The organism is Pseudomonas sp. AL10 (assembly GCF_029960685.1).
Classification (GTDB): Bacteria; Pseudomonadota; Gammaproteobacteria; order Pseudomonadales; family Pseudomonadaceae; genus Aquipseudomonas; species Aquipseudomonas lactis.
Map to the genome: position 1 here is coordinate 183,837 of NZ_JASBQZ010000001.1, position 11,318 is coordinate 195,154.

General features: G+C 60.1%; 13 protein-coding genes. 4 read left to right on the forward strand and 9 right to left on the reverse strand.

The features are described from left to right. Positions 1 to 577 (reverse strand): AlgP family protein (locus QK296_RS00895; protein ID WP_282390490.1); only part of this gene is annotated, 577 nt, incomplete at its 3' end. Between the two features lie 192 nt (positions 578 to 769). Here QK296_RS00895 and QK296_RS00900 point away from each other — a divergent pair. Continuing rightward, positions 770 to 1,447 carry an FKBP-type peptidyl-prolyl cis-trans isomerase gene (locus QK296_RS00900; RefSeq protein WP_003195378.1) on the forward strand — a complete coding sequence of 226 codons (678 nt, stop codon included), beginning with the start codon at positions 770 to 772 and terminating at the stop codon, positions 1,445 to 1,447. 52 nt (positions 1,448 to 1,499) lie between these two features. Here QK296_RS00900 and QK296_RS00905 read toward each other — a convergent pair whose 3' ends face one another. The 7 genes from QK296_RS00905 to QK296_RS00935 form a co-directional block, all read right to left on the reverse strand. Next, positions 1,500 to 1,958 carry an Rsd/AlgQ family anti-sigma factor gene (locus tag QK296_RS00905; protein ID WP_003195380.1) on the reverse strand — a complete coding sequence of 153 codons (459 nt, stop codon included), beginning with the start codon at positions 1,956 to 1,958 and terminating at the stop codon, positions 1,500 to 1,502. A gap of 209 nt (positions 1,959 to 2,167) precedes the next feature. Continuing rightward, complete coding sequence (locus tag QK296_RS00910) at positions 2,168 to 2,689, reverse strand: disulfide bond formation protein B (protein WP_003195382.1); 522 nt, start codon at positions 2,687 to 2,689, stop codon at positions 2,168 to 2,170. 235 nt (positions 2,690 to 2,924) lie between these two features. Next, positions 2,925 to 4,166 (reverse strand): heme biosynthesis protein HemY, encoded by a 1,242-nt coding sequence (locus QK296_RS00915; protein ID WP_003195384.1) that lies wholly within the window; start codon positions 4,164 to 4,166, stop codon positions 2,925 to 2,927. Positions 4,167 to 4,171: 5 nt separating this feature from the next. Beyond that, a complete protein-coding gene (locus QK296_RS00920) occupies positions 4,172 to 5,287 on the reverse strand; it encodes a uroporphyrinogen-III C-methyltransferase (RefSeq protein WP_034134043.1) in 1,116 nt (371 codons plus the stop codon). Positions 5,288 to 5,305: 18 nt separating this feature from the next. After that, positions 5,306 to 6,064 (reverse strand): uroporphyrinogen-III synthase, encoded by a 759-nt coding sequence (locus QK296_RS00925; RefSeq protein WP_169855647.1) that lies wholly within the window; start codon positions 6,062 to 6,064, stop codon positions 5,306 to 5,308. Then, positions 6,061 to 7,002 (reverse strand): hydroxymethylbilane synthase, encoded by a 942-nt coding sequence (gene hemC / locus QK296_RS00930; RefSeq protein ID WP_003195391.1) that lies wholly within the window; start codon positions 7,000 to 7,002, stop codon positions 6,061 to 6,063. Before hemC ends, QK296_RS00925 begins: the two co-directional genes overlap by 4 nt. 138 nt (positions 7,003 to 7,140) lie before the next feature. Further along, positions 7,141 to 7,887, reverse strand: a complete 747-nt coding sequence (locus QK296_RS00935; protein WP_003195394.1) for a LytTR family DNA-binding domain-containing protein — start codon at positions 7,885 to 7,887, stop codon at positions 7,141 to 7,143. 501 nt (positions 7,888 to 8,388) lie between these two features. Here QK296_RS00935 and argH point away from each other — a divergent pair. Then, positions 8,389 to 9,783, forward strand: a complete 1,395-nt coding sequence (gene argH, locus QK296_RS00940; RefSeq protein ID WP_003195396.1) for an argininosuccinate lyase — start codon at positions 8,389 to 8,391, stop codon at positions 9,781 to 9,783. A 101-nt stretch (positions 9,784 to 9,884) separates the two neighbouring features. On the opposite strand, the gene QK296_RS00945 is transcribed toward argH, so the two are convergent. After that, positions 9,885 to 10,544: a glutathione S-transferase gene (locus QK296_RS00945; RefSeq protein WP_169855646.1), complete on the reverse strand. Its 660-nt coding sequence runs from the start codon at positions 10,542 to 10,544 to the stop codon at positions 9,885 to 9,887. A 125-nt stretch (positions 10,545 to 10,669) separates the two neighbouring features. Here QK296_RS00945 and QK296_RS00950 point away from each other — a divergent pair, with 125 nt between their 5' ends. Then, positions 10,670 to 10,954 (forward strand): hypothetical protein, encoded by a 285-nt coding sequence (locus tag QK296_RS00950; RefSeq protein ID WP_034134047.1) that lies wholly within the window; start codon positions 10,670 to 10,672, stop codon positions 10,952 to 10,954. 95 nt (positions 10,955 to 11,049) lie between these two features. Further along, a complete protein-coding gene (locus QK296_RS00955; RefSeq protein WP_003195403.1) occupies positions 11,050 to 11,304 on the forward strand; it encodes a TIGR02647 family protein in 255 nt (84 codons plus the stop codon). Positions 11,305 to 11,318 lie beyond the last annotated feature (14 nt).

Sequence of the window (11,318 nt, forward strand, 5' to 3'; positions counted from 1 at the left end):
TCGCGGCTGGTTTGGCTGCAGCAGTTTTAGCAGCGGGCTTCGCGGCTGGTTTGGCTGCAGCAGTTTTAGCAGCGGGCTTCGCGGCTGGTTTGGCAGCAGCGGTTTTAGCGGCTGGCTTGGCAGCTGGTTTGGCAGCAGCAGTTTTAGCAGTTGGCTTGGCGGCTACTTTTGCAGGCGTACGAGCGCCCAGTGCTTTAGCTACGGCTTCCTTCACACGACCAACGCCCTGGGCCAGTTTCAGGCTTTCTTGAGCGTCTTTTTTGAGTTGGGAAATGTAGCTGCGGGTTTCGGCTTGGCGATCCTTGAGAGCATCCAGCAGCTCTTCAAGTTCTTTGACCGCGCCTTTGGCTTTGGCTTGTGCCTTGGACTTGCCGGCAGTGGCGGCGTCTTGCAGTTTGGTACGGGACTTGTGCAGTTTTTCTTGCGCTTTACCGCGCTGCTTTTCCAGTTTGGCGAGCAGTTTTTCTGCATCAGCCAAGGCTTGGGAGCACGCGCTTTCCAGATGTTCGAGCAGGCTGCCCGAAAGTTGTTGGAGCAAGTGCAACGGGGTATTTACAGGCTTCTGTTTGGCCGACATGGTTTACCTCCTGGCTGACGTGGGTGCGGCTCATACTAGCCCTCTGCTCTTACCGCCGCTAGGGCATGTTGACAGTATCCTTTGCCTTGCGTTGCACAGTGCGAAAATTCTTATCGATATAACGGAAAACCACGCCACTTTTTACGCACTCGCACTGGCATAATCCGTCGCACTTTCGCCGGGAGAATGACCATGTCGCGTTACCTTTTTCTAGTGTTCGGCTTGGCGATCTGCGTGGCCGATGCAAGCGAGCAACCTTCGTCAAACATCACCGACGCAACCCCGCACGACCTTGCCTATAGCCTGGGCGCAAGCCTTGGCGAACGGTTGCGCCAGGAAGTCCCCGACCTGCAGATACAGGCTCTGCTCGACGGACTCAAACAAGCCTACCAAGGCAAACCACTGGCGCTGGATAACGCGCGCATCGAACAGATCCTCTCCCAGCATGAAGCGCAGAACACCGCCGACGCCCCACTGCCGCAAAGCGAAAAAGCACTGGCCGCCGAACAGCAATTTCTCACTCGGGAAAAAGCCGCCGCCGGCGTTCGTCAGCTAGCCGACGGTATCCTGCTCACCGAGCTGGCACCGGGCACTGGCAACAAGCCGTTGGCCAGCGATGAAGTACAGGTGAAATACGTGGGCCGACTGCCTGACGGGACTGTCTTCGACAAAAGTACGCAACCGCAATGGTTTCGCCTCAACAGCGTGATCAGCGGTTGGAGCAGTGCATTGCAACAGATGCCGGTGGGTGCGAAATGGCGCCTGGTGATTCCTTCGGCCCAGGCCTATGGCGCAGACGGCGCAGGTGAGTTGATCCCACCCTATACGCCGCTGGTGTTCGAAATCGAACTGCTCGGCACTCGCCACTGACCCATAAAAAAACGGTGCGACATGCGCACCGTTTTTTATCTCGCCATCAGCTTCAAGCCTGGGTGGCGGGCTCTTCTTTATGAGCGTTGTGCAGCACTTCGATCAAGCAATCTTCCAGTTCGAAACGCTCATGCAACAGCGCGCCCAATTCCTTGAATTTTTCCGCAACACATTTCCCGGCATCACACAGGTCGGTGAACGCCAGCAGCTTTTCAGTAATCACATCGATGCGCGGGTAAATCGTCTCGGCCAACTCCAGGCCACGCTGATCATCGAAGGCTTCGGCCTCCTTGGTCAGTTGCTCGTAGACGCCGAAATGGCCGGCAGACACGTAGTCCACCAGCACACCGCAGAATTCCTGCAATGTCTCGCGATTCTCGCCCAACGCTTCGGGCTTGGCGCCGAGAGCATCAAAGGCCCGAACCAGTTCGTGACGTGCCTTCAACCAGCTGTCGATCAGCTTGTGCACTCCACCCCAGCGTTCCTGAGCATTCTGACAACTTTCCAACATGATGATCTCTCTTCCCTATTGGGGCGCCGCAGCTCTGTACCTGCGCAACACTTCAAGGATGAAGCAGCAGACGGACAAGGCCGCGTCTGACAAGCGGTTTGGATAACGCGTGCGGGCCAGATTATGCCCGCATGACTATGGCTTCAAGGTACGCAGGAGAGAATGTTCATACAAGTGTTTAATCCGCTCCTACAACCTGAGTCTCGTTTTCAATGCACTGCGAGGCGCAAATGCCTGCCGAACAACAACCGTGATACCTGCATGAGCCCCAGGATCAGCATCGCGACGAAGAACAACAGGCTCCACTCAGGCAGGCTCAGGTCAAATAGCGTCCAGTTGATTTCGACACAATCGACCGTGCCATTGAACACCGAGCGCATGGCCTGCCAGACAGACAGGCTTTCAAGCATGTGCTGCAGACTGGGCCAGCAATCCCCCACCTGACTTGCCGGCCTGTTCTGCAACAGGACTTGCCGGCCTGCGGTGATGGCGCCCAGCAACGCACAGCCCATACTCGCCAACCCATAAAGGCAAAGGCCGGAACGCCCAGGTTTGTGAAGCACGGCAATCAGGTTGATCAATGCAAAAGACGCGAGGAACAGGCGCTGTACCTGGCATAGAAAACACGGTCGTAGCAGCGCGCCGTATTGAAGGTAGAAAGACGCGCCCAACGTCAGCGCACCCGCCATGAACGCCAGGAAAAACAAAGAGCGTAAAGGGGCCAAAGACATTGTTTATCCGCACTGCAAGAGATAGGTCGCTACGGTAGAGGAAAGGCCCGACCCCTTTCAATACGCCCTAGAGCAGACATTTCCTCGAAAACATAAGGACATCCCGCCACGAGCCCGAGGAAATTCAGTTACAACAAGTAGGAATTAGCAACAAGGCCAGTTAAACCGAGTGTTTGCAGGATTTGAAGGATCGGGGGCGGATCGGTCCGAGCCAATCCACTCACCCTTTCCTACTTCAAACTCGCGCAGGCACCGGCAGCGGCGAGGACAGCAGACGATTGTCGAGCAACCCCAAGCCTTCCTGAAACAGCTGGTTGCTGCGCTCGGTGTCGCCCAATTGGGCCAGCAGCCGAGCCAATTCGGCGCAGGCTTCGGGATTGCGTTGTACTTGCAGGCTGCTTTCCAGATAATCCCGCGCCTTGCCCCACAGACTGTTTTGCAGGCACAGACGACCCAGCGTCAGCAGCAGGCTGGCATCGCCTGGATGGTCCTTGAGCCAGCCTTCGGCAAACTTCAATTGACGCGCAGGGTCACTGCCGCGCAGCAGGCCATACAGCCGGATCAAGTGACTGTCGTAACCGCGCTTGAGCGCACCACGCAGCACTTCTTCGGCCTTGGCATCGGCGCCCAATCGACGCAGTTGGTCGGCATACGCCAATACCAGTTGTGGCTGTTGGCGCTGGGCAGCGGTCAGTTGCTCCCATGCGCGCTCCAAGGACTGCAACCCCGCCTCGCCTTGCTCTTCACGCTGGGCCGCCAGGCTCAGGTTCTCGCCCCACGCGCGGCGCTCCAGCTCGGCCAGCTCATTGGCGGGCAAGACTTTGTCCTTGCGCAGTTCCGGCAGCAGGCGAATCACCGACGACCAATCGCCACGCTGCTGATGCAGGCGTTGCAACTGTCGCAGCACTTGCGCGTTATGCGGATGACGCTCATGCATCGCCTGAAGGGTGACCAGAGCGCCTTCCGTATCGCCACGATCCATCTGCAATTGCGCATGGCTCAGTGCAATGGCCAGTTCGGCCTGGGGCTGGCGCTCCAGCGCGCGCTCCAGCAAACCGTCGGATTCCTCATAACGACCCTGCTCATTCGCCGCACGGGCCGCGCCGATGTAATACAGCAAAGGTTGACGCTCTGCTTCGGCGGCGCGGTGCAGGTGGCGTTCGGCGCTGGCCCAGCGGCCCTCGGCGAGGTCCATCTGGCCTTGCTCGATAGCAATCTGCACACGACGGCTGCGGTTGCGTCGTGACCAAGGGTTGACCACGCCACCGGATGTGGTGACCAGGCTCCACAACACACGAATCAGGTAAATCGCCAGGCCAATGGCGAACAGCGCCACCAATGTCGCCCACAGGCTTGATTCGTAATGCAGCAAGTGAGGATAGGTAATCAACACGTAGCCGGTGTGCTTCGAAATGCCCACGCCCAGGGCCAGGGCGAGCGCAATTGCGAGCACCAGGATCACATAGAAACGCTTCATCAGCTCTACTCCTGGGTCGCCGGTTTGCCAGCCGAGGCCTTGGCTTCGTCGGCAGACAGATGACGACGCTCAAGGTACGCCTGCACAGCAGCCAGGCTCGCGGCCAGGTCAGGCGTGACCACCGACACGGCCTTGGGCTCGAGCTCGGCAATACGCGCCAGCATCGCCTTGCTCTGCGGGTTGTCCTGGTTGAAGTTGTCCTGCAACACGCTGCGCGCTTCTCCCAGCGAGCGGCTGTACACCGCCGCCTCGCCGTTAAGCGCAGCCCACTGGGCTTGCTCCAGCGCCAGGCTCAAGGCCAGGCGCACTTGGTTCAGGCCTTGGCCTGCCAACAAGGGACGGATGTTGTCATCCGGGTTGAAGTCGATGCGAAAGTAACGGGAAATCTGCTCCCACCATTGGCTCAACTGGTTCTGCGTATCGCTGGTGGGGCGCCCCTGGGAAGCGGGCTCGGTGAGCTGATACTCCGGGGCAATCGCCGCCAGTTGCACCACTTGGTCACGCAAGGCGGCCAGTTGCAGGTACAGGCCGGTACGGTCCGGTTGCTCGGTGCTGCGCAGCGCGGCCAGGCTCTTGGCCAGTTGCTCGCGTGCGGCGAAAGACCCTGGGTCGCTCTGCTCGCGAAGAATCTCGTCGGCCCCCTGGACCAGCGACTGAGCGCTGTTGATGTCTTGCAAGGCGGACAAACGCAAGCTGGCCAGACGGATCAGATGCTCGGCCTCGGCCAGGCGCCAGTCCTTGCGGCTGGCACCCAACACGGTTTCCAGACGCTGGTTGAGGCGCTGCTGATCACCCTGTAACTGAGTGACCAGACGGCGACGTTCTTCCAGCTCATCCGCACCCGGCAACTGCGCCAGGCGGGCGGCCAACTGTTGCTGGCCTTGCTTGAGGCTCTGGGACTGGTCATCCAGGGTCTGCACCTGGCCCAGCTGGTGCTGGCTGCTGGCTTGCAGGGCACGGACCTGCCAGATCCCCCAACCGCCGGCGGCTACGCCCGCAGCGCCCAACAGCAAGGCGACGATGGCCAGGCCATTGCCACGGCGTGGCGCGCTGACGGGTGTCTCGACCGGCGCATCAAGCGCGGGCTGAGCTTCATCTTTAGGCAAGGCTGTTTCGCTCACGTATCCGTCCTTTGCGTATCAGAGAGTGGGAACGGGATAGCTCCCTAACGCCACTAACAAAGCCGCGGCACTCGCGCCGCGACAATCCACAACTTTTTCTGCACCCGCGGCCCGCGCCATTTCATATACACGCGGGCTGGGCACGAACAACGGCAGCTGTGCCACCTCTGGCCAATCGGGGCCGGCCAACGCGTGCAAGTGTAAAAAACCCTGCCCACTGCTGACCACCAGGCCGTTCAAGCGTTCCAACTGGATGCGTTGCATCAGCGCGCCCTTCTCATACACTGGAAGAAAACGCCGATACAATTCCAGGTAGTCGACACTAGCACCTTGCTCGCGTAAACGCTCTGCCAGCAACTCGCGCCCGCCCTCGCCACGCAGAATCAACACCCGGGCGCCCGGCACTGCAATAGCCTCGCGCAAGGCGGGCAGTTCAAGCAAGGCCTCGCTGTCATCGCCCGTGACGGGACAGTGAACGTTAAGGCCATGATCGGCCAGTATCTGAGCCGTGGCCGCGCCGACACTGAACCAGGGCATTGGCGGCACACTGCCCCCCAACTGCTGCAACGCCAGGCGCGCGGCCGGCTTGCTCACCACGATGACGGCGCAATAGCGCGGCAGCGCGCCGAACACCGCGCGTTGCTCAGCGGTCACCGGCAAGGCTTCAGTCTCCAGCAAAGGCAGGCAGTTGCTGTGAATACCGCTCTGGGCTAATAACGCCGCCAGGGCCGTCGACTCCTCGGCAGGCCGCGTCAGCAGCACTCGCCAATCGGTCACTGCGGGCCGGCCTCGCCATAGACTTTTTGCAAAATGGCACCCGCGCCTTTTTCCAGCAACGCTTCGGCGACCTGAATCCCCAAGGCCGTGGCATCACGTTGCGGCCCACGCACCTCGGCGGTCAGCAGGTTACCGCCGTCCGGATCACCAACCAGGCCACGCAGCCACAGGTTCTCACCCTCGAGTACGGCATAACAGGCGATGGGCACTTGGCAGCCACCGTTAAGGTGTTTGTTCAAGGCACGCTCGGCGGTGACGCGCACTTCGGTGTCTGCGTGATCGAGAGGTTTTAGCAGCGCATGAATTTCGCTGTCGGCGGTGCGGCATTCGATCCCGACTGCGCCCTGCCCGCCAGCCGGCAGGCTGTCTTCGACGCTGATGGCCGAGGTGATGCGGTCTTCAAAGCCCAGGCGGATCAGTCCGGCAGCGGCGAGGATGATCGCGTCGTATTCGCCGGCGTCGAGCTTGGCCAGGCGCGTGTTGACGTTGCCGCGCAAAAAGCGGATCTGCAGGTCGGGGCGACGTGTCAGCAACTGGGCCTGGCGGCGCAGGCTGGAGGTGCCGACGATACTGCCCAGCGGCAATTCGTCCAGGGACGCGAAGGTGTTGGAAACAAAGGCGTCGCGCGGGTCTTCGCGCTCGCAGATGCAAAAAAGGCCCAGGCCTTCAGGAAAGTCCATGGGCACATCTTTCATCGAATGCACGGCGATATCGGCTTCGTTGTCCAGCAGCGCGGTTTCCAGCTCCTTGACGAACAGGCCCTTGCCGCCGATTTTTGACAGCGGCGAGTCCAGCAGCTTGTCGCCGCGACTGACCATGGGCACCAGGGATACCTTGAGGCCGGGATGGGCCTGCTCAAGGCGGGCTTTGACGTATTCGGCCTGCCACAAGGCCAGGGCGCTTTTACGGGTGGCGATGCGGATTTCGCGAGAGGACATGGATCAATCCGTACTGAATAGATACGGCGGATAATAACAGCTCAGGCAAATACGCTTTGATTTGAATCAGCAAGTGCGGGGCCTCCCTGGCCACGTCGCACCGGGATTAGGAATGCAGACCGCGCCGCAGCCCTTGGGCTAAAGCTGCTGCATCATCTTGCGCACGCCGGCGACATGGCGTCGGCTGACAATCAAGGCATCGCCATTGAGCCCCTTCAGGAATAGCTGAAAGTGCCCCAGGGGCGTGCGCTGCAGGCGCTCGATGCGTTCACGGGCGACCAACGCATTGCGATGAATGCGCACGAAACGCTCGCCAAACTCGTCTTCAAGGGCCTTGAGCGGCTCATCGAGCAACACTTCACCGGTCTCGTGGCGCAAGGTCACGTATTTGTGATCGGCAATAAAGTAGACCACTTGGCCGAGTGGGATCAGCTCGATGCCCTTGCGGGTACGCGCACTGATATGGCTGCGTGGCCCGTTACCACTTTGCGCAGCCGGTTGCGTCAAGGCAGCCAGTTGGGCGCGGCTGGGACGCTCGGCTTTTTTCAAGGCTTTGAGCAAGGCTTCGGCAGTGGCCGGCTTGACGAGAAAACTGACACCGCTGTCTTCCAGCGCTTGTGCAGAAAACTCATCCTGCGCCGCACACAACACCACGGCGGGCGGCGATTCGCGTTCGCTCAAGCGGGCGGCGACTTGCAGGCCGTCGAAGCCCGGCATGCGGATATCGAGCAGCACTACATCCGGCTTGTGGCTGTCGATCAGCGTCAACGCCTCTTCGCCGCTGGTGGCACTCGGTTCAAGGACTGTATAACCCTCGAGTTCACTGACCAGACGGCTCAGTCGCTCGCGGGCTTGGGGTTCGTCATCAACGATCAGGACATTCATATTGCGCTGGATTCCTGCGTGAGTCTCGCACAAGGATAGCGTAGACAGGTGCGGTGACTGACGTCACAGCGATCCACGCTAAGACTAGCGCGAGCGGCAAAAAGTGCCCTGAGAATGGCACCCAAATTTACCCGGACCTGTTCAATAGCGCCCAAGACCCGCTGCCTTCGGGCATCGTCGTAGGGTTCACTGATAAACAATCCGAATACCCCCCTGTTTAATGGATAGTCTGGTTATGACCGCATCACCCGACTTTGGTGCATTCACACACTATCAGTCCAACTGTAGACGCTCACTGAGGCGACATTGCTCAATCGTCAAATATCGTTTCAATAAGTACCTGCCCCCAGTCTCGTCCCGGATGCGGTCGGCGGCAAGGCACTTAGCCATCTCTTACACAAATAAAATTGCCGATCACCCGCAGCACCGCCTCCACGGGCAACCCTGTTATGATCGCCGGCACACCTTCATGCCTCTTTTAAGCAGATCACGAGCGAATCCATGAGCACCGACAAGACCAACCAGTCCTGGGGCGGCCGCTTCAGTGAACCCGTCGACGCCTTCGTCGCGCGCTTCACCGCCTCCGTCACCTTCGATCAACGCCTGTACCGCCACGACATCATGGGCTCCATCGCCCACGCCACGATGCTGGCCAAGGTCGGCGTGCTGACCGACGCCGAGCGTGACAGCATCATCGACGGCCTGACCACCATCCGCGGTGAGATCGAGGCAGGGACGTTCGACTGGCGCGTCGACCTCGAAGACGTGCACATGAACATCGAGGCACGCCTGACCGATCGCATCGGCGTGACCGGCAAAAAATTGCACACTGGCCGTAGCCGTAACGATCAGGTCGCCACCGATATCCGCCTGTGGCTGCGCGATGAGATTGACCTGATCCTGGGCGAAATCACCCGCCTGCAAAAAGGTTTGCTGGAGCAGGCCGAGCGCGAATCGGACACCATCATGCCGGGCTTCACTCACCTGCAGACCGCACAGCCTGTGACCTTCGGCCACCACCTGCTGGCCTGGTTCGAAATGCTCAGCCGCGACTACGAGCGCCTGGTCGATTGCCGCAAGCGCGCCAACCGTATGCCGTTGGGCAGCGCTGCACTGGCCGGCACCACCTACCCGATCGACCGTGAGTACACCGCACAACTGCTGGGCTTTGACGCCGTGGGCGGCAACTCACTTGACGGCGTGTCGGACCGGGACTTCGCCATCGAATTCTGCGCCGCGGCCAGCATCGCGATGATGCACCTGTCGCGCTTCTCCGAAGAGCTGGTGCTGTGGACCAGCGCGCAATTTCAGTTCATCGACCTGCCGGACCGCTTCTGCACCGGCAGCTCGATCATGCCGCAAAAGAAAAACCCCGACGTGCCAGAGCTGGTGCGTGGCAAGAGTGGCCGTGTATTCGGCGCACTGATGGGCCTGCTGACCCTGATGAAAGGCCAACCACTGGCCTACAACAAGGACAACCAGGAAGACAAAGAGCCGCTGTTCGACGCCGCCGACACCCTGCGCGACTCGCTGCGCGCCTTTGCCGACATGATCCCGGCGATCAAGCCCAAGCACGCGATCATGCGTGAGGCGGCCCTGCGTGGTTTCTCCACCGCGACCGACCTGGCGGACTACCTGGTGCGCCGTGGCCTGCCGTTCCGTGATTGCCACGAAATCGTTGGCCACGCCGTGAAGTACGGTGTGGACACCGGCAAGGACCTGGCGGAAATGAGCCTGGAAGAACTGCGCCAGTTCAGCGACCAGATCGAGCAGGATGTATTTGCCGTGCTGACCCTGGAAGGCTCGGTGAATGCCCGTAACCATGTGGGCGGCACTGCGCCGGCGCAGGTCAAGGCAGCGGTCGTGCGCGGCAAAGAATTGCTCGCCAGCCGCTAAAAGCATCGCAGGCAAGCCAGCTCCCACATTTGATTGGGTTCACACATCAAAATGTGGGAGCTGGCTTGCCCGCGATGGCGCTCTTATCAGATGCCAAAGATTTATTTCTTGGCCGCAATCATCGCCATGAACGCTGGCATCGCCGCCTGCCTGTCCGCCTCTACCTTCTGCGCGTTGGGCATCTCATTCAGGCGCGCCAACAAGGTCTTCGCCTTCGGCAACTGCGCCAGCAGGTCCAACCCAAACAGCTTCTCGCCCACACCGCAGGCCAGGTTCAAGCTGTACATGAAATACAAGTCCGCGAGGGTGAAGCTCTCCCCTGCCACATAAGGCGCGAACTTAGCGTGCCGGCCTAACGTACCGATCCCAAGCAACAGCTCGGCCCTGGACTTTTCCTTGATCGCCTCCGGCACCGTCATGCCGAAAAAAGCCTCGGCGTAACACGCCCGCGCAGGCAGCTCGATGTACAGCTCGATCTCACGGCACAGCGCCAGCACCTGTGCCCGCGCAAACGGGTCGGCGGGCAGCAGCGCAGGGCCTTCCTGGCTCTGCTCCAGGTATTCGAGGATGACGCTGGTTTCGTTGATGACCCCCTGCTTCACACCCAGCACCGGCACTTTTCCGCGGGGGCTGACCGCCAAGGCTTCGGGGGTTTGCCCGGCGTAAAAAGGCACTTCTTCGAAGGGCAGTCCTTTCTCCAACAGCGCCAGCTTGACCATGTTGTAGTAGTTGCTGACCGAAAATCCGTAAAGCTTGAGCATTGCAAAGCCTCCAGGCCGGGTGTGGGGTTGGCTGCAAGAGTTATAGATCCTCGAGGCCACCCTGACCAGCAGCATCACCCACCTGAATGGGGGTAGACTGACGCCCTTTCCTTGAGGAGCCTGCCATGAGCGAGCCGACCGATATCGACAACGACGAAGAAGAATTCACCGAGACCACGCTGATCGAAGCCATCGAGAACCAGATCGAGAGCGATAACCCGCCTGCGGCCAAGGCTACGTTCAATAAACTGACCCTGGTGGGTTACGAGCGCGAAGAGATCCTGAATCTGATGGCTCACGTGCTGGCCTTCGAGATCGACGCCATGCTGGACGAGGACCGCGCTTTCAATACCGAGTGGTATGAAACGGCACTGCGGGCACTGCCCGAGCTGCCGCCGGAGAAGCAATAACCCTGGCACGCAGCAACACGCTGGACAGTTCGGCAAAGTGCGTTCACCTTATGGCCTGCTAGCCTCTAATAAATTTTAGAAAGTCTGGAGTCCTTATGTCGTATACCCCTGAGTTGGTTGCCGAACTGGAAATCCTTGTACTCTTCCCTCTGGACAGCACCAAGGAAGGCTTGAAAGTCCATCAGACTGCCGCCCCTACTGCCATCGCCGCTGCCAAGCGCCTCCATGCCAAAGGGCTGATCGACCAACCGGACGGGGGCTATCTGACGAGCCTTGGCCGGGACGCTGCCGAGCAAGCCCAAACCCTGCTGACCATCCTCACCACTGCCAGCACCAAAGAAGCCGCCTGATACCTGATACCGCC

What these genes read in the sequence shown, in the direction of transcription:
- QK296_RS00915 (WP_003195384.1), bottom strand. Translation starts at nt 4,166, where the DNA reads ATGAAGCGTTTCTATGTGATCCTGGTGCTCGCAATTGCGCTCGCCCTG.
- QK296_RS00950 (WP_034134047.1), top strand. Translation starts at nt 10,670, where the DNA reads ATGAGCGAGCCGACCGATATCGACAACGACGAAGAAGAATTCACCGAG.
- argH (WP_003195396.1), top strand. Translation starts at nt 8,389, where the DNA reads ATGAGCACCGACAAGACCAACCAGTCCTGGGGCGGCCGCTTCAGTGAA.
- QK296_RS00910 (WP_003195382.1), bottom strand. Translation starts at nt 2,689, where the DNA reads ATGTCTTTGGCCCCTTTACGCTCTTTGTTTTTCCTGGCGTTCATGGCG.
- hemC (WP_003195391.1), bottom strand. Translation starts at nt 7,002, where the DNA reads ATGTCCTCTCGCGAAATCCGCATCGCCACCCGTAAAAGCGCCCTGGCC.
- QK296_RS00905 (WP_003195380.1), bottom strand. Translation starts at nt 1,958, where the DNA reads ATGTTGGAAAGTTGTCAGAATGCTCAGGAACGCTGGGGTGGAGTGCAC.
- QK296_RS00935 (WP_003195394.1), bottom strand. Translation starts at nt 7,887, where the DNA reads ATGAATGTCCTGATCGTTGATGACGAACCCCAAGCCCGCGAGCGACTG.
- QK296_RS00900 (WP_003195378.1), top strand. Translation starts at nt 770, where the DNA reads ATGTCGCGTTACCTTTTTCTAGTGTTCGGCTTGGCGATCTGCGTGGCC.
- QK296_RS00945 (WP_169855646.1), bottom strand. Translation starts at nt 10,544, where the DNA reads ATGCTCAAGCTTTACGGATTTTCGGTCAGCAACTACTACAACATGGTC.
- QK296_RS00955 (WP_003195403.1), top strand. Translation starts at nt 11,050, where the DNA reads ATGTCGTATACCCCTGAGTTGGTTGCCGAACTGGAAATCCTTGTACTC.